A 17,438-nucleotide genomic window follows, 5' to 3' on the forward strand; every position below is an offset into this window, starting at 1 on the left:
GCTGGAGCACTGCATCAAGACCCCGGGCGTGCACGTGATCGACTGCCCGGTCGATTACAGCGAGAACGACCGCATCCTCAACAGCGAGCTGCGTGAGCGCGCGCTGGCGGTGTAAGGCGTAACGGCTTTATTGACATCAACCCGGCCACCACAGATATCTCACGATCCTGTGGTGGCCGGTTGGTGCTAATTAACAACCTCCTCACGCATCTCTTGATTGATCATTCTCATGTTCCCAACTCATTGAGAACACGAGACCATGACCATCGGCTCAACACACAACCATCCTGCTGATCTGGCTATCGAGCCATCCCTGTCCGTAAAGCCGTGGGCTGCGCGTTACCCTAACCCTCCTGATCTTTGCTTTGATTATCGCCGTCTACTCGAACAAGAGGGCGGAGTTGCATACGCCACTCAGCCGGATCACCGGATCTGTATTGTCGGTGCTGGTGTTACCGGGCTAACTGCAGCCCGAGAATTGCTACGTTGCGGCTTTACCCGTATCACCTTGATCGAGCAGTCCCGACGTTTGGGTGGGCGTCACCTTACGCTGGTGAATAACGCAGGGAATCACAAGCAGCCTGTAACCCCTTTTGAAATGGGGGCCATGCGCATGCCGTTCTTCAACAGGACTGGTGAGCCCCCAAAAGATGGGCGTTCGCTTATGGCCTATTACGCCAAGCTGTTCGAGCTACGAATATCCGATTTTCCAAATCCCGGGACACCTTGGGTGAATGCCACTGGAATATATCTTCGTGACGGGCAATTAGCGGGTGACAGAGACCCTGCGCTGTTGATCTGGCGCAATCCCGAAGGAAAGACACCACCACCCACTGCGATGCTTCAGCAGGTCTACGATAAATGGCGCCATTTTGCGGAGCAGTTCGCCGAGCGTATTGCTGCGGTTTATGGCACTTATGGTTGGGAATCGATGTGGTCGGCGATCGTCGAGCGCTATCATCGATTATCGTTTAGAGATCTGGTGCATTTACCCACTGTTACAGCTTGGGACCCTGCAAACCCTGGTGATTTTGGCGGGCTAGGCATGAACGGCGACGAGTCGGCCATCTTCTATGCAATCGGTATTGGAGATGGTAGCTGGGGAGCGTTTTATGACGTCTGCTGCCTTTACCCGCTGCGTACAGCAATCTTTGGCTTCAGCAGTCACTTGCAGTTGGTGCATGGGCGTGTTGACCAGGACGGTGTGCCTTACGCTGCGCCCCATCTTGAAGCCAGCAGCGTCCCTGACAGTAAAGGATTGATGTTTCAGGGGCCAGCCTATATCGGGCTTGCGGCGATGGACGAAAGCCTCATGTTTCTGGACGCCGGGATGGGCGGTTCCTCGCTGTATGACCACCTGCTGCAACGAGATGATGGGTTACTGACTGACACTTCGGTCTGTTCCCTACAAAAGCTGGAGGATGGTCGCGTACGAGTCGGATACCGTTGGCATTGCAGTGATCCGGTGCAGGGGAACGTCCAATACGAAGACTTCGACAGCGTGATCTTGACCATCCCTTCCTGGCTGATCGAAACCAACATCCGCCTCGACGGTTTCAGCCGTCAGATATTGCCGCAGACGATCATGGATACCTGGAAGCATGCTCATTGGGAGACAAGCTGCAAGGTTTATGCTCCGCTGAAGAAGAGCTTCCTGGACCGCAACCCAGCTTTTCCGCAAATCCTGGTCACTGACAGTTTCGTTCACGATGTCTATGCCTATCGCTACAACGACCATTACGCTGATGACTGCATCCTGCTCAGTTACACCTGGGAAGACGATGCAACGAAACTGGCCGCGTTCTCAGATGAAGAACTGGGTGACAAGTGCGTGAAGGAACTCGATCGGATCCTCCTTCGCTGCAGCAACGTGGCTGAACCCATATCGCCTTATATCGATACCCGAAACATTCGCATACAGCGTTGGATGACTGATCGAAACGCGCTTGGGTGCGCAAAGTTGTATCGGGCTGGGACCTATTACGATGCAGTGAGCCTGATGAAGTACAACCGTGATCTGAGTGCCAGTTCAGGGTTGTATCTGGCTGGAGAGTCCTTCTCTGTTGACGCCGGCTGGACCGAGCCGTGTTTACGCACGGCGCTTGATGTGGTCATCAACCTGTGCAACGGAACATCGGCATCGTTCAATGGTGGCTTTACCCTGAACCACTACCCACATTATCAAGCTGGGAAATAGCTGCATCCGGGAGTTTTTGTGGGGAATTTCCTACTGGAACACTTCTCTTGTCCTTCGATCCCATAGGAACTCCCCGACTGTCACTCCCCCGCCCAACCCCGCTTTACTGGCGCCCTTCCAAAACAACCATAAAAGGAAGCCGCCATGTCTGAACACTGCACGCCCGTCAGCCCCGTACGTATCGCTGTCATCCAGTACGACCCTCAGGTCGGGCTGGAGCATTGCGATGGCAACCTGAGCAAGGGCCTGGCATTGGCTCGGTGCGCGGCGCGTGAAGGCGCCAACCTGATCGTGCTACCCGAGCTGGCCAACACCGGCTACACCTTCCACACGCGTGCAGAGGCCTATGCCCATGCCGAAACGCTGGAGGAGGGGCGCAGCCTGAAAGCCTGGGCGGATTTCGCCAAGGAGTACCAGGTATATCTGGCGGCGGGTTTTGCCGAACGCGAGGGACTGAAACTTTTCGACAGTGCCGTTCTGTTCGGTCCGCAAGGCTTGCTCGGGCATTACCGCAAGGCCCATCTGTGGAACCAGGAAAAGCTCTGGTTTACCCCTGGCGACCTGGGCTTCCCTGTGTTCGAGACACCGATCGGCCGTATCGGCCTGCTGATCTGCTGGGATATCTGGTTCCCGGAAGTGCCGCGGCTGATGGCTGCTCAAGGCGCCGACATCATCTGCAGCCTGAACAACTGGGTATGGACGCCACCACCACTGTTCGATGAAACAGGGCGCTGCATGGCGTCCTACCTGACCATGACGGCGGCACACACCAACAACGTCTACATCGCTGCCGCCAATCGCATAGGTAGCGAGCGGGGCGGTCGCTTCCTGGGCTGTTCACTGATTGCCGGTACCAATGGCTGGCCCATTGGCGAGGTGGCCAGTGCAGAGGAGGAGGGCATTCTCTACGCCGATGTCGACCTCAGCAGCGCCCGCTCGGCGCCGATCTGGAACAGCCTCAACGACTTGCCGCGAGACAGGCGCACCGACCTTTACGATGCGACGCTTGGCTATCGCCTTCATGCATCTATGCCCCGCTGAGGAGTTGCACATGAAAACGCTACTCTTCCCCAACCGGCAGCGTTCGTCGGTGTTGATCCTTGCCTGCCTGCTGGTGCTGCTGGCAGCCAGCCTCGTACAGGGCCAATGGCCGGACTACACGCAACTGGCCGCGACGCTCGATCAACCGTTAAGCCGCCTGCGCTGGATAGTTGGTGATATCAGCGAAGTGGCCTTCTACAAGCATGAGTTGCCCGCCCTGGGCTTGCTGCTGGGAGCTTGCCTGGCGCACTGGGCCCATGTGCATGGGTATCGCTGGCACGGCTTTGCCATCTGCTACGGCAGCGGATTATGGCCGTGGGTGTTCACCAGTTCGCTGCTGGGCTTGTTGCTCAGTCACGCGTTGTGGGGATGGACCTTGGCCAGTGGCACCTGGCAACCAACCTTCGTTGCTTTCGTATCGTTGCCAGCAGCCATGGTGCTGTTTTTTGGTGCGGGTTGGCAGGTGACCATCAGCGGCGCACTGCTGGGAGCGCTGTTGGTAACGCCAGCCAGCCTGTTCATGGTCAATTACCTGAGCTACCCCCTGCAGTTGCCGGTGGTAGTCGGCAACGTAAGCGGCATGGCGCTGGCAAGCGTGGTGGCGTTCATGCTGTGCTGGCGCTTTCCATCATGGGTACGGCCCAGCCAACCGCCCGCCGCACCTGAACCCGTTGCGGCCCAAGCCGATTACGGTGTGGCCTGGACCTTGCGGCGTGTACTGGCCGATTTCAGCGAAGCGCCATTCTTTGGTAATGAACTGGCCAGCCTCGGGCTGCTGTTGGGGGTGTTCCTGGCATACATGCTGGCCCCCGCTGCGCCAGTCTACGGTTCGCTGCTGCTGATACCAATGGTTGCCGGGCAGGCGCTGGCATCACTGGTGGGAGTCGTGCTCTGGCGTCGCCAATGGCAGGCGCGAGGCTGGTACCCCACTTACATTCCCATCGTCTCTATCGTACCTGCCGCTGTGCTCACCCACGGTGGAGGCTGGCAAGTGGTCGTAGCCAGTTCAGTGCTGGGCGCGCTGGTAGCGCCACCGTTGGCGGTGGCCATCAGTCAGCGCTTGCCGGCCTACATGCATGGTTACATCGGCAATGTAGTGTCGATGGCCATCAGCACACTGGCGATCGTTCCGCTGGTCGGGCTGCTTGCTGGAGGTGGCGTATGAAAGCGCATGCAAACCTGCCCAGGTTGTCGATCGCCAGCCTGGGAGGGACGGTGAGCATGCGGGCAAGTGCAAGCGAATGCGGGGTGATACCCAAGCTTGACTGCGCTGAGCAACTGGCCGAGTTGCCACAACTGCGTGAGATGGCCCAGCTTGAAGCTGCCACTCTGGGTCTGCTCCCCAGTGCCTCGCTGGGCTTTGCGGCGATGCTCGAGGTGCTGGCCTGGGCCCGGGGCGAGGTGGCTCGCGGAGCACACGCGGTGATACTGACCCAAGGTACCGACAGCCTCGAGGAAACGGCGTATTTCCTCGATCTGCTCTGGCCGTTCGATGCGCCATTGGTAATGACCGGTGCCATGCGCGCGGCCAGCCAGCCGGGCAACGACGGCCCGGCCAACCTGCTGGCTGCGGCGCAGGTTGCACTGGCGCCGGGCAGCCGTGGACGCGGCGTTCTGGTGCTGATGAATGATCAGGTCCACTGTGCTGCAAGGGTTCGCAAGACGGCAAGCCTCGCGATGGCTGCATTTGAATCACCCGGGTGCGGAGCGCTGGGCGATGTTGTGGAAGGTGCCGTGGTATATCGTCAACCGCCTGGCCCACGGGAGGTGCTGCCGTTACCGCATCGCACCGAGCATCGGGTTGCAATGCTGGAAGCTTGCCTGGACGCAGATACGGCGTTGTTGAAGGCTACAGCGACACTGGGCTACGAGGGGCTGGTCATCGCCGGTTTTGGTGCTGGCCACGTTTCCGGTAGCTGGTCCGAAGTGCTTGGTCATCTCACGCCCACCTTGCCAGTGATTGTTGCTACCCGCACAGGCAGTGGCCCAACAGCCACGGCCTCTTACGGTTTTGCCGGTGCCGAGATCGATTTGCAGAGCAAGGGGGTACACATGGCGGGGCAGTTGTGTCCGCGCAAGTGTCGCATTCTGCTATGGCTGTTGATCGGAACTGGCAGGCAGCAGCTGCTGCATGGCTGGTTGCCACGTTAAGCAATCTGCCCGCAAAGCTATAAGCGCGGGCAGCCCTTCGGGCGTTGCTGTGCTAGGGTGCACACACTTTTGCTTCCCAGGATGTTCACCCATGCTCCCCGCACTCAGCGAAAAAGAACTCGACCGCCTCGAAGACCTGCTGATCACCTACGGCAATGACTACTCGGTACTCAACCTGGCCGAGCTCAATGGCTTTTTCACTGCACTGGCTAGCTCGCCGACCACTGTCACCCCGGAACAGTGGCTGCCCGCGGTGGCTGGTGGCAAGGTGCCGAAATTCAAGAAGCCGGCACATGAAGAGGCGTATACGGCATTGATGCTGCGTTATGCCAGCCAGGTGGCGGAGGAGTTGGGCGACGATGTCGACCACTTTGAGCCGCTGTTCGAAGAAAGCGAAGGCGAAGAGGGCAGTGTGATCATCATGGAGGAGTGGTGCTTTGGCTACATGCGCGGCACTCAGGTCGCTGGCTGGGCCGAGCTGCCGCCGGAGCAGGACCAACTGCTCAAGGCCATTTCGCTGCATGGGCTGGAGGACAACTTCGAGTTGCTGGACCAGATGAGCGAAGAGGACATCCAGGCTTGTGTGCCACAGGTGATCGAGGCTGCGCGTGGGTTGTTCCGGTATTTCAACAAGCTGCACTGATCTTGCACCTGCCTTTGTAGTAGCGGCCTTGTGTCGCGATAGGGCCGCAAAGCGGCCCCAGGATTCAGCAGCGATAAACCATCGTCGAGGGCCGCTTTGCGACCTACACAGGGGATACGCGGATCTGGATATTTCCATTATTCCGCCCCGCGAAATTATGGTTTCCCCGCCACACGGATTCTGCTGCCAGCCGAACCGGTGCAGCATGTGCTCCACCAGCCCACCCCGGTGCTGATCAGGAGCCAAGCCCATGTCGAACCCGATCAAGCTTTACAACTTCCCCAAGTCCGGCCACGCCCATCGCATCGAGCTGATGCTTTCGCTGCTGAACCTGCCCACCGAGCTGGTGTTCGTCGACCTGGCCAAAGGCGCGCACAAGCAGCCGGACTTCCTGGCCCTCAACCCGTTCGGCCAGGTCCCGGTCATCGACGACAACGGCACGGTGGTCGCCGACTCCAACGCCATTCTGGTGTACCTGGCCAAGAAGTACGACAACGGCACCTGGCTCCCCGAGGAACCCGCTGCCGCCGCCCGCGTCCAGCGCTGGCTGACGGTCGCTGCCGGCCCGTTGGCCTTCGGCCCTGCTGCCGCGCGTCTGGTCACGGTGTTCGGTGCCTCGTTCAACACCGACGAAGTGATTACCCGCGCCCATACCCTGCTGAAGGTGATCGACGCCGAGCTGGCCAAAACGCCCTTCCTGGCCGGTAGCACACCCACCATCGCCGATATCGCCAACTACTCCTACATCGCCCACGCACCGGAGGGCAATGTGTCGCTGGAGCCCTATGCCAACGTACGCAGCTGGCTGGCGCGGATCGAGGCGCTGCCGGGCTTCGTGCCCATGCCACGCACCGTGATCGGCCTGCAGACCAGCGCCTGACATCCCGCCATTGCGAGGAACGCCGCCATGCAACAGAACCCGGACCACCACTCCTCGCCCTGGCATGCGGGGGAGAAGACCCTGCAGGAAAAAGCCGGTGTCGCGGAGCGCATGGAGGCGTTCGGGCAGAAGGTCATTCGTGACTACATGCCCGACCAGCATCGTGTTTTCTATCACCAGTTGCCGTTCATGGTCGCCGCCAGCGTGGACGCACTGGGGCGGCCCTGGGCAACGCTGTTGGAAGGGCCGGAAGGTTTCGTCAGCTCGCCGGACCCGCGCCAGCTGACGATCGACACTCAACTGCCAGCAGACGATCCCGCTACCCCGGGGCTGGCTGCCGGGCAGGCGGTCGGCCTGCTGGGGATCGAACTGCACACCCGCCGGCGCAACCGCCTCAACGGCCAGATCCACCAGGCCGGCGACGGGCAACTGCAGGTGACTGTGGAGCAGTCGTTCGGCAACTGCCCGCAGTACATCCAGCTGCGTGACTACACCCGTGTCGCGGAACCCGCCCAAGGGCGTGTCGATGCGACGACACTCGATGCCTCGGCTGTCAGCATGATCCAGGCAGCCGACACCTTCTTTGTCGCCAGCTATGTCGAGCATGACGACGGCCAGCGCTCGGTGGATGTCTCCCACCGTGGCGGGCGGCCCGGGTTCGTCAAGGTCGAAGGCAACCGCCTGACCATTCCCGACTATGCTGGCAACCTGCACTTCAACACCTTGGGCAACCTGCTGGTGAACCCGCAAGCAGGGTTGCTGTTCATCGACTTCAGCAACGGCAACGTGTTGCAGCTATACGGGCATGTCGAGTTGCTGCTGGACAGCCCCACCATCCAGGCATTCGAAGGCGCCGAGCGCTTGTGGACGCTGGAGGTCCAGCAGGTGGTGTGGCGCCCGGCTGCCGTTTCCCTGCGTTGGGCCTTCAAGGAGTACGCGCCGACCAGCCTGATGACCGGCACCTGGGCCGAGGCCGACATACGCCTGCAGCAACGCCAGCGGCAGGGCCAATGGCAGGCCTGGCGTGTGCTGCGGGTGGAGCAGGAAAGCCGTGATATCCGCTCGTTCTACCTTGAGCCTCCTGCTGGCAGTGCGATGGCCTTTGCGCCGGGGCAGCATGTTCCGGTGCAAGTCCAGCTCGATGGTGAGGCGGCGCTGATCCGCACCTACAGCCTGTCCAGCGCGCCTTCCGACGGTTATCTGCGCATCAGCGTCAAAGCCCAGGGCCCGGTCTCGCGGCACCTGCATGAGCGCGTCGTGGCAGGCGATGTGCTGAACGTGCGCCCGCCGATGGGCAGCTTCACGCTGGACCAGCAGAGCACACGGCCGCTGGTGCTGATTGGCGCGGGTGTGGGTATCACGCCGTTACTGGCCATGCTGCGCGAGCAGTTGAGCAAGGGGCAGGCACGGCGCATTCATCTGTTCCATGGGGCGCGCAGCCTGGCCGACCTGCCGTTCCGTGAGGAGCTGGCAAGCTTGCGGCAACAGGCCGGCGGCCTGCTGCACGTGCACCGCGCCCTGAGCCAGCCGGAAGCGCATGCGCTGGCGGGGCGTGATTACGAGTTTGCCGGTCGGCTGGGTATCGAGCAGGTCAAGGCCACGCTGGCGCTGGACGACTACGATTTCTATCTGTGCGGCCCGGGCAGTTTTACCCAGGACCTGTATGAAGGGCTGCGCGGGGTGCATGTGCCGGATGCGCGGATCCATGCCGAAGCCTTTGGCCCGTCGACGCTCCGGCGGCACACCGACGATGACCAGCCCACCCTGCAACAGCCACCTGCTGCCAGCGAGCCGGTACCGGTGTACTTTGCGGCTTCAGCCAAAGAGGCACGCTGGGCGCCGGGTAGCGGGACGCTGCTGGAGCTGGCCGAGGCTCGCGGATTGTCGCCGGAGTTCAGTTGTCGAGGTGGGTCGTGTGGTACTTGCAAGACCCGCTTGGTCAGTGGTCAGGTACATTACCCGAAGGCGCCGGCCGAGCTGCCGGAGGCGGGGTCGGTGTTGATCTGCTGTGCCGTGCCGGCCCGGTCGGAGGAGGGCGCACAGGCGTTGGTGCTGGATCTGTAAGGTAGTTTGTCCCGGACCTTTCGCGGGCTCGCCCGCTCCCACAGGTACTTCACTTCCCTCAGGGATGGTGAATAACCTGTGGGAGCGGGCAAGCCCGCGAAAAGGCCGGCACAGGCAGCACAAAACGCTCGGATGAAAGATAATCCTGGCACCTCATGGACCTCAGGAGCCCGCATGGACCAGATCCACCTGATGAAGGTGTTCGTCGCCGTAGGCGAGCTGGAAAGCTTCGCCGCTGCTGCCCGCCGCCTGGACATCTCCCCAGCCGCGGTCACCCGTGCCGTCAGCGCCCTGGAAGATCAGCTTGGGGTCAAGCTGCTGCTGCGCACCACCCGTAGCGTACGCCTGACCGAAGCCGGTGGCCGCTACCTGGAAGACACCCGGCATATCCTCGCCAGCATCCACGAGGCCAACGAAGCCGCCGCCGGCATCAACGCCACGCCCAAGGGCGACCTGGCCGTCACTGCGCCCATCCTGTTCGGCAAGAAGTTCGTCATGCCGTGCATCGTCCACTACCTGCAGCAGTACCCCGAGGTTGACGTTTCCGCCTACTTCCTCGACCGCATCGTCAACATGGTCGAGGAGGGCATGGATGTGGCCGTTCGTATCGGCCCCTTGCCCGACTCCGGGCTCAAAGCACTGCGGGTGGGCAGGGTCCGGCGCATGCTGTGCGCCTCTCCCGAGTACCTGGCGCGCCATGGCGTGCCGAAGCACCCGTCCGACCTGGCGGAGCATGCGGTGATCGGCACCACCAACCTGTCGCCGCGAGCCGGTTGGCGCTTTGGGGTGACCGATGAGCCGACTCTGGTGCGCATGAAGCCTCGCTTGACGGTGACCAGCAATGACGGGGCAATCGCCGCTGCCAGTGGCGGACTGGGGATTGCCCGCCTGCTGTCGTATCAGGTCGCGGATGAGGTGGCCAGTGGGCAGTTGCAGGTGATCCTTGCCGAATACGAAGAGGCGCCGTGGCCAATCCATATACTGCACCGGGAGAGCAAGTACGGTTCGGCCAAGGTCCGCGCATTCATTGACATGCTGGCGCAGGAACTGAGGGCTCGGCAGCTGGACTGATTCAACCGAGCAGGGTGAATGTAAAGCAACCTGGGCACTGCTGTTCCAGCCACTCCTTGGCCCGTTCGCTCAGGAAGTACCCACGATAGACATCCCCTTTGAAGAAATCGGCTTGCTCGTCGGCCTTGAGCACCTTGAGATACTGGCCGAGGTCGGCAGGTTCATGCTGTGGGTCCTTGAGCAGGTTGAGCTTGCCCACTACGAATGCCTGCCAGTACTCCGGCATGCGCTTGGCAAGCCCAGGGTCATGCGGCAGGGAGTCGATGATCGAGCTCGGCCCGCCTTCCAGATCGAGGTAATCGGTAATGGGCTTGCTGGTGTCCCAGTGCAGCCAGTCGATGTGAACGATATGGGTCTTCTCCAGATGCTCGTAACGCCCGATCCCCTTCAGGCCGCTTTTTTCCAGGGCTTCCTTGACCGGCTGGGTGAGCACCAGCGAACCCGAACGTATGTAGGCGGCCGGGGTGTACGGGCCGGCCCGCTCGATGCTGTCTACATCGGTATCTTCGTCCCAGGCGATCATGCCCTGGAGCAGTACCGCGCCCCAGTCTCCCCAGGGAGTCGGCGCGTTGTCCAAGTGATAGATGTTCATGTCAGCCTCCGCAGCCCTTGCCATTCTTGCCGTAGCGACGCACATGGTTCCTCGTCGCCTTGGGCACATTGTATTGGCGCATCATCACCTTGATCTGCTTTTGCAGGTCCTTCTTGGTGAAGTTCGCGTTGTTGTTGAACCACTTCTTCCAGTCCTCGTTCCAACCTTTGGCGTGAATGTCGGCGTGGAATGCATTCGGAATGCGCGAGATCTGCTGGTCGATGTAGCGTTTGGGGTTGCGAATTCCGGCAGCTTTCATCTGGTTACGGAAATCGCGGTCTTCCCGCCACATTTCTTGCGGGATCATGTGGTGGTCACGCATTGAGGCCGGACCATGCCTGCTGCGCCAGGCTTCGGTGGTTCGCTTGATACCGCCCTTGGTATAACCGGTCAAGGTCAGCCAACCTAGTGGATCGACCCATGTCACCGGGTTTGGCGCATACCGGTACAGTTGGTGACCACCAGACAGGCCAATCGGGTCAGGCTGGGTAAAGCGGCCTACCTCCGGGTCATAGAACCTGAAGGTGTTGTAATGCAACCCGGTCTCCCGATCCAGGTATTGCCCCTGGAAGCGCAGATTCTGTTCCTGCAGGCAACTGGCCTGGCGGGACTCATCGAGGGTAGAACCCCAGCCCAGATAGCTGGCCTGCCATACCACGCGTCCCTGTTCATCGGTCAGCCACTCCGGGAGCCCCCCGAGGTCATTATGGAAGTGCAGCACCTGCTGGTTCGGCCCGCTGCCGTCGATGCGCGCCAGCGGCTCATAGCCGTCACCCTCGTACAGGTACAGGCTTACCTGGCCATGGCGCTGTTCCTGCAACAGGCGTAATCCGTCCCAGGCAAAGCGCGTCTGGCCGAGCAGCTGCCCGGCACCATCATGTTCGCTTTTTTCCACCCGCCGCCCGAGCGGATCGTAACGCATGCGTACACTGCGTTCCCGCCCTGCCTGGCGAGTGCGTACCTCTACCAGGCGGTGCTCTGCGTCGTAGCTGAAATGCTGTATGCCGCGCCGGCTGCTGCGCTTTTCCACCAGGCGGCCAAAGGCGTCGTAGCGGTAGCGCTTGTCCTGGTACGCCAGCAACCTGTCGTGCAGAACTGGGGCATTGGCCGTGGCATCCAGCAGGTTGCCGGCGGCATCGTAGCGGTAGGTTTCATGATTGCCGTTGGCAATGTCATGACTGCCCATCAGGCGCCCACCCGCATCAAGCTGGATGATCTGGTCATGCTGCACCCGGCCGGCTACCTGCCGCACGCGCCGGTTCAGGTCATCGCGCGGGTCGTATTCGAATCGTTGCTGGAAAGGTGCGGGTAATTGCACGGGTTGGCTGGCGGGCCTGCATCTGCGGGTACGCAAACGTCCGTTGCGGTCATATTCCTGGTGTGTGAGCAACGCGCCCTGGGTACGCTGCACTTCCCGGTGCAGGCGATCGCGTTCGTAGTCGTTGATGACATGTCCGTCCAGGTTGATCTGGTGCAGGTGACCGCTTCCATAGTACATGCGGTTGATCCAGCGGCCATCGAACAACTGGGTGCGGCACAGGTTGCCCAACTCATCGTAGCGATGGCGCAGTACGCCGTTGCCACTGTGCTCCTCGACCAGCTGTCCCAGCGCGTCAAAGCACAATTGCAGGGTTTCGCTGTTGCCGGCAGCATCGTCGAAATGAACCTCGGTAAGGTTGTCGAGCTCATCGTAGCCATAGGTGGTAACGCCATCCGCGGTCGTCTTGGTAATCAGACGACCCAGGGCATCACGTTCCAGGCGGTGGACGATCGGCTCGACCGAGCTGTTACCGGGCGTCGGGGTGTAGGCCACCTGCACCACATTGTGCAACGGGTCGTGACGGTACTCCCTGGCGGTTCCATCGAGAAACTGCTCGCGGACCAGGCGATTGGCGGCATCCCACCGGAAGTAAAAGTGCTCGCCGTTTTCGTTGGTCAGCGACAGCAGTCGACCGTAGGGGTCGACCTGGTAGCCAAGCGTGCGTCCTTGCGGGTCGCTGGACTGGAGCAGGACACCACGGGCATCGAAGCGGTACGCGGTGATACCACCAGCGGGGTCGATCGCTTGCGTCAGCCTTCCTGCCTCATCGTAGCGATAACCTTCACGGGTACCGTCTGGCCGTGTCACGCCAAGCAGAAGGCCATCGCTGTCGTACTCGAACTCGGTACGTTCGCTCAACGCATCGGTCACTGACAGCAAATGGCCGTTGCGGTCATAACGATAGCGTGTGATGTGGCCGGAGCAGTCGGTTTCCTGCAGAAGCAGTCCCAGGTCGCTCCAGCGCAGGGTTCGCGAATGCCCTGCGGGGTCGATGATCTCGGTCGGCTGGCCACGGTGGTCGTAGCGGTACTGCGTGACGTTACCTTGCGGGTCGGTTTCGCCGATACAGTTGCCGCGCGGATCATAGCGGTACTGCCAGCTGTTGCCGGCCGGGTCCATCGTCGAGCGCGGCAGCGACCAATGCTCCAGCCACTGCGTCGATTCGCTGCGCCCCAGCGGGTCGACGGTCTGGGTCAGGTTGCCCGAAGCATCGTAAAAGTATTGCCAGCGCCCTTCCATCGGATCGACCGCTGCGAGCAACTGACGCTCGTCGTCCCATTCAAACCGCCAGGTCGCGCCGACTGCATCAATGTATTCGGTGATCTGGTACTGGGCATTCCAGCGTCGCGTGCTGACACGTTGCAAGCCATCGGTGATCCGGGTCGTGCGCGCAGGGATGTCGTACTCGAACTGGTACTCATCCCCGCCACTGCTCCTGTAATGCACCACCCGCCAGTCGTCTTCGGTCAATGCCCATTCGTAGAAGCAGCGCAGACCAGCAGCGTTCTCATGCTCGACCAGGCGCCGTTGTTCGTCGTAGACAAAGCGGCGGCGCAGCCTGCCCTGGCGGTCGTACACTGCCGCCAGGTCGCCACAGGCGTCGTACTGGTAACTGACCAGCAACTGCAGGTCGCCATCGGCATGGCGACGTTCCAGGCGGGCGACCCGTTGTGGCCACTGTGGCGCATAGTGCAACTCGACCTGTACAAGGTCGAACGTGTCACGCAGCCGGATCAGGCGCCCGCTTTCGTCATAGTCCAGATAGATGCGGTTGTCGTTGCGGTCACCCATGGCGCTCAGGCGCCAGTGGCCCGGTTTTCCAGGGGAGGGCTGGAACAGGCGGTACAGCCCTTTGTCGATATCCTCGATCAGGATTTCGTCCTGTTGCGAGCGGCGTACGCTCAACCCTTCACCGGCGCTGAACACGGCATCGGCGCGGGCAATGTAGCCCATGTCGATGACTCGAGCCTGTTCATCGGTAAACGACAAGCGCTCGCTGCCATCGGCGTCCAGGTGCAGTTGCACGAACACCTCGTACTCGATGCTCCAACCTGCGCCGAACAGCCCTTCACGGCGCTCGTCGCGGCTGTTGTAGAGCCGTTGCCAATCCAGGGGCAGCAGCGCCTGCAGGCTGAAATCCAGCTCGTCGGGCCCGCACAGGATCTTTGCCCCGGTAGACGCGTGCACTGGGTTGGGTGAGCCGGACGTTGCCTGAACGATGGCATTGGTAACCTGCCCGGAGACGAAACTGCTCACCCCACCCAGCAGCATGCAGCCGAACTTGCTATAGAACTTGCCGCCACGCCCGCGCAGCAGCATCAACGCGGTCACTGCCAGGCCGATGCCCGGCGTCTTGCCGCTGCGAATCTCGCGCATCACGATCGGCTCGCCGCCGATGCGCACGTTGTTCGACACAAGGCCGCCATCGACGATCACCGCTTCGCAGGTGCTGCGGTCACCGCTGCGGCAGGCCGGGTGGCCATTGATCAGCACCTTGCTGGACCCCTCGGCCAGGTACTGCGGTGGCATCGGCGGGTGCTTGCTGCACAGCACCTTGTCGTCCGGGGCCGGCAAGGTATTGGCGGCGGGCGTGGCCACGGTCGGCCGCCACATTTGCGAGAAGAAGCCCTTGGCCATGTCGAGGAAGGTTTCTTCCTTCGCCTCGCCAGCCTCGGCCCCGGCCTGCGCCAACGGTGCCGGCGGGCCGGTGACGACGCCAGCAGCACGTGCTGCGCGCTTGCCGTTGGTGCGAGTGTTCGACGAGCCACTGATGATGTTGGCCTGCACCGACGGCGGGAACAGGAAATTGCCGATGCCCTCGCATAATCGGCTAAGGCCTGTATCGGCGCCGGTCTTGGCCATGACCACACCGACCACCAGGCCGACCACCGCGCCCAGCACGAAGCAGCCAAGGCCGCCAGTGGCCACGGTCAGGCCGAATGCCGCCGCCACTGCGGCAGTGGCCAGGGCGCCGATGGCCACCGTGGCGGCGATTTCCAGCACACCCCCGACGATGTCGGCCAGCATCGAGGTGTGCATCAGCGCGTCGCCTTCGCGGGCGGCCCACAGTGCGTCGGACATGGTGCGCGATCAGCCCAGGCTGTCGAAGTCGAGCGACTGCTTGATGCTTGCCCAGTGCGCCGCTTCGGCCGCGCCCAGCGGGCTGGCCTTGACGTAGCTCAGGGCAAACATCTTGCGCGTGCCGGGCAGCACCAGGGCCAGCTGGTACTGATAGACCTTCTCCTGGCCCTTGCTGAACTGGCTGCTCAGCTCGATGGCGGCGATCGCCTGCCCGGCGCCTACCTGCACCGCCTGGGCGGGCTGCATGCGCAGGTCCTTGACCTGCTGCTGCAGGCGCTGCAACTGGCCGTCGAAATTGCTCTGCAAGGTCTCGCCTTCGGCCAGCAGGCTGCGGCTGATGATCAGCGAGGTGGCCAGCGCCTCGAAACGCAGGATGTTGATACTGCTGTCCTGCACGGCGGCATCGGGCAGGGCCAGGCGGAATTCGTTGACGCGATAACTCATGACAGGTCTCGTTACTGGTCGGAGCCGGAGAAGATCGCCTTCACCGAGTCGTCGATGGTCTTTTTCACACCCTGGTTGTCGGGCGCGGTCTGCGCACCGCTGCCGACGTTCAAGTCGAGGGTGCCGTCGGTATTGATCTCGCCGTTCTGCCTGGCATGGAAGCTGAACTGCTCGCAGCTGATATTGATCTGGCCGCTGGCGTTGAGCTCGATCACGCTCTTGCCGCACACCAGGCGCAGGTTTTCGCCCACTTCGATCAGGTAGCTGGTGCTGACGCTATCGGTCTTGCTGGCGCCGACCAGCAACATGTCGTCACGGCGCACGGCGCGGATGCGGTCCTGGCCGATGGTGATGGTTTCCAGCATGCCCACCGTCTGGGTACGGTTGATGCCGACCGCCAGCGTCTCGCTCTGCTCGACCACGGTGTCCATGTTGCGCTCGGCATGCACGTAGATCTGCTCGGCGCCCTTTTTGTCCTCCATGCGGATTTCATTGAAATTGGCCGGGCTGCCGCCTTTGCTCGAGCGGCTCTTCATGCCGCTTTGCGTAGCATTGGCGGGCAAGTCGTAGGGCACGCTCTGTTCGGCGTTGTAGACGCGGCCAGTGATGATGGGCCGGTCGGGGTCGCCTTCGAGGAAGCTGACGATCACCTCCTGGCCGATGCGCGGGATCTGCATCGAGCCCCAGTTCTTGCCGGCCCAGGCCTGCGATACGCGGATCCAGCAGGAGCTGTTCTCGTTGGACTGGTCGTGGCGGTCCCAGTGGAAGTGCACCTTCACCCGGCCATATTGGTCGGTCCAGATCTCCTCGCCGGCGGGCCCGACCACCACGGCGGTTTGCGGGCCCTTGACGATCGGCCGCACGGTGCTGCCCTGCGGGCGGAAGCTCTGCTGTGCGTCGATGCAGCTGAGGTTGCTTTCGAACTGCGCTGCGCTGCTGCCGGTGCCGCTTTCCAGGCGCTCCTGATGCACGTAGTAGCGGGCGCCGACGATCAGGTACTCGCGGTTCTGGTCCTGGCGGGTGAACCCGCTGAGGCTGAACAGGTGGCCACTGCCCAGGCCGCGGGCGTTGCCGCGCAGCTCGACCCGCTCGTGCTGGCTCTGCAGCGACTCCAGGCGAGTGCGCGCGTAGTGTTCGCCATCCTGGCTTTGCTGGTAGGCGCCGGGGTAGTCGTACAGTGGGTAGTCACCGGCCTGGTGCGGGCGTGGCATGGCCGAGCGCACGTCGATGCGCGCGCTGGGACGCTGGAAGTCGTAGTCGTTGAGCTCCAGGGAACCTGGCTGGACTTCCTGGGCCAGGTGCCAGTCGTTGATGTGGTCACGCTCGCGGTGCTGCCCGTCCGGCGGGTAGAAGGGCACGCTTTCGTAGCCAGGCACCTGCGGGTGCGCGCCATAGGCGTCGGCCAGCACCAGCACGTGGCGCTGCGCTTCGTGGCGGAAGAAGTAGTAGATGCCTTCCTCTTCCATCAACCGGCTGACGAAGTCGAAGCTGGTCTCGCGGTACTGCACGCAGTATTCGCGTTCGCGGTAGCTGCGGCTCAGGGCATCCTCGAAGTCGGAAAAGCCCAGGTCGCGAAACACCTGCTTGATGATCTGTGGCGCGCTCAGGTGCTGGAAGATGCGGCAGTCGCTGGTGCGGGTCAGCAGCCACAGCCACGGGCGCAGGGTGACCCGGTAGCTGGCGAACTGGCCCTGGTCCACCGACTGGCTGCAGCGGGCGACGATGCCGTGGAAGTAACGTGACGTGCCGAGGCCCTGCTGCACGCTCAGGCTCATCGGCTTGCCCAGCAGGGCATTGAGGTCGATGGCCGGGTCGTCGCTGGTCAGCTGCAGCTCATAGTCGAACAGGCGGCCGAGCTCGTCGCTGCCACCCATTTCGGCCAGGATCAGCTTGTCCGGCCCCAACGGGCTGTTGATCTGCGCCAGGCGCGTGAACTGCGTGAACAGCATGGTC

13 protein-coding genes are annotated in these 17,438 nt (G+C 62.1%); 9 read left to right on the forward strand and 4 right to left on the reverse strand.

What is annotated here, in order from left to right; genetic code table 11:
- The 9 genes from CAG46_RS29150 to CAG46_RS20490 form a co-directional block, all read left to right on the forward strand.
- A partial coding sequence (locus tag CAG46_RS29150) for a hypothetical protein (protein ID WP_252957594.1) occupies window positions 1–115 on the forward strand: 115 nt, incomplete at its 5' end.
- A gap of 144 nt (window positions 116–259) precedes the next feature.
- A complete protein-coding gene (locus CAG46_RS20450) occupies window positions 260–2,197 on the forward strand; it encodes an FAD-dependent oxidoreductase (protein WP_085619165.1) in 1,938 nt (645 codons plus the stop codon).
- Window positions 2,198–2,341: 144 nt separating this feature from the next.
- The gene (locus CAG46_RS20455) at window positions 2,342–3,238 is read left to right on the forward strand and encodes a nitrilase family protein (RefSeq protein WP_085619163.1); all 897 of its coding nucleotides are present in this window, start codon (window positions 2,342–2,344) and stop codon (window positions 3,236–3,238) included.
- A 10-nt stretch (window positions 3,239–3,248) separates the two neighbouring features.
- Window positions 3,249–4,403 carry a hypothetical protein gene (locus tag CAG46_RS20460; protein ID WP_085619161.1) on the forward strand — a complete coding sequence of 385 codons (1,155 nt, stop codon included), beginning with the start codon at window positions 3,249–3,251 and terminating at the stop codon, window positions 4,401–4,403.
- A complete protein-coding gene (locus CAG46_RS20465) occupies window positions 4,400–5,389 on the forward strand; it encodes an asparaginase (protein ID WP_085619159.1) in 990 nt (329 codons plus the stop codon). Before CAG46_RS20460 ends, CAG46_RS20465 begins: the two co-directional genes overlap by 4 nt.
- 91 nt (window positions 5,390–5,480) lie before the next feature.
- Window positions 5,481–6,032, forward strand: a complete 552-nt coding sequence (locus CAG46_RS20470) for a UPF0149 family protein (protein ID WP_075046105.1) — start codon at window positions 5,481–5,483, stop codon at window positions 6,030–6,032.
- Window positions 6,033–6,282: 250 nt separating this feature from the next.
- Window positions 6,283–6,912, forward strand: coding sequence for a glutathione S-transferase family protein (locus CAG46_RS20475; RefSeq protein WP_085619157.1), 630 nt, complete (start codon window positions 6,283–6,285; stop codon window positions 6,910–6,912).
- Window positions 6,913–6,939: 27 nt separating this feature from the next.
- The gene (locus tag CAG46_RS20480; RefSeq protein WP_085619155.1) at window positions 6,940–8,976 is read left to right on the forward strand and encodes a pyridoxamine 5'-phosphate oxidase family protein; all 2,037 of its coding nucleotides are present in this window, start codon (window positions 6,940–6,942) and stop codon (window positions 8,974–8,976) included.
- 174 nt (window positions 8,977–9,150) lie between these two features.
- Window positions 9,151–10,047, forward strand: coding sequence for a LysR family transcriptional regulator (locus CAG46_RS20490; protein WP_039613947.1), 897 nt, complete (start codon window positions 9,151–9,153; stop codon window positions 10,045–10,047).
- 1 nt (window position 10,048) lies between these two features.
- Here the strand turns inward: CAG46_RS20490 and CAG46_RS20495 are convergent, their stop codons facing one another.
- From CAG46_RS20495 to CAG46_RS20510, 4 genes are read right to left on the reverse strand one after another with little or no spacing between them, the layout of a single operon-like run.
- A complete protein-coding gene (locus CAG46_RS20495) occupies window positions 10,049–10,639 on the reverse strand; it encodes a hypothetical protein (RefSeq protein ID WP_170978872.1) in 591 nt (196 codons plus the stop codon).
- 1 nt (window position 10,640) lies between these two features.
- A complete protein-coding gene (locus tag CAG46_RS20500; protein ID WP_085619153.1) occupies window positions 10,641–15,041 on the reverse strand; it encodes an RHS repeat-associated core domain-containing protein in 4,401 nt (1,466 codons plus the stop codon).
- A gap of 9 nt (window positions 15,042–15,050) precedes the next feature.
- On the reverse strand, window positions 15,051–15,485 hold the full coding sequence (locus CAG46_RS20505) for a DcrB-related protein (protein WP_075046100.1): 435 nt from the start codon (window positions 15,483–15,485) through the stop codon (window positions 15,051–15,053).
- Window positions 15,486–15,496: 11 nt separating this feature from the next.
- A complete protein-coding gene (locus CAG46_RS20510) occupies window positions 15,497–17,434 on the reverse strand; it encodes a type VI secretion system tip protein VgrG (protein WP_025340323.1) in 1,938 nt (645 codons plus the stop codon).
- Window positions 17,435–17,438 lie beyond the last annotated feature (4 nt).

Source organism: Pseudomonas sp. B23(2017) (assembly GCF_002113725.1).
GTDB classification, from domain to species: domain Bacteria; phylum Pseudomonadota; class Gammaproteobacteria; order Pseudomonadales; family Pseudomonadaceae; genus Aquipseudomonas; species Aquipseudomonas putida_Z.

Coding starts and splice junctions, on each gene's coding strand:
- CAG46_RS20450 (WP_085619165.1), top strand. CDS start 260: ATGACCATCGGCTCAACACACAACCATCCTGCTGATCTGGCTATCGAG.
- CAG46_RS20455 (WP_085619163.1), top strand. CDS start 2,342: ATGTCTGAACACTGCACGCCCGTCAGCCCCGTACGTATCGCTGTCATC.
- CAG46_RS20460 (WP_085619161.1), top strand. CDS start 3,249: ATGAAAACGCTACTCTTCCCCAACCGGCAGCGTTCGTCGGTGTTGATC.
- CAG46_RS20465 (WP_085619159.1), top strand. CDS start 4,400: ATGAAAGCGCATGCAAACCTGCCCAGGTTGTCGATCGCCAGCCTGGGA.
- CAG46_RS20470 (WP_075046105.1), top strand. CDS start 5,481: ATGCTCCCCGCACTCAGCGAAAAAGAACTCGACCGCCTCGAAGACCTG.
- CAG46_RS20475 (WP_085619157.1), top strand. CDS start 6,283: ATGTCGAACCCGATCAAGCTTTACAACTTCCCCAAGTCCGGCCACGCC.
- CAG46_RS20480 (WP_085619155.1), top strand. CDS start 6,940: ATGCAACAGAACCCGGACCACCACTCCTCGCCCTGGCATGCGGGGGAG.
- CAG46_RS20490 (WP_039613947.1), top strand. CDS start 9,151: ATGGACCAGATCCACCTGATGAAGGTGTTCGTCGCCGTAGGCGAGCTG.
- CAG46_RS20495 (WP_170978872.1), bottom strand. CDS start 10,639: ATGAACATCTATCACTTGGACAACGCGCCGACTCCCTGGGGAGACTGG.
- CAG46_RS20500 (WP_085619153.1), bottom strand. CDS start 15,041: ATGTCCGACGCACTGTGGGCCGCCCGCGAAGGCGACGCGCTGATGCAC.
- CAG46_RS20505 (WP_075046100.1), bottom strand. CDS start 15,485: ATGAGTTATCGCGTCAACGAATTCCGCCTGGCCCTGCCCGATGCCGCC.
- CAG46_RS20510 (WP_025340323.1), bottom strand. CDS start 17,434: ATGCTGTTCACGCAGTTCACGCGCCTGGCGCAGATCAACAGCCCGTTG.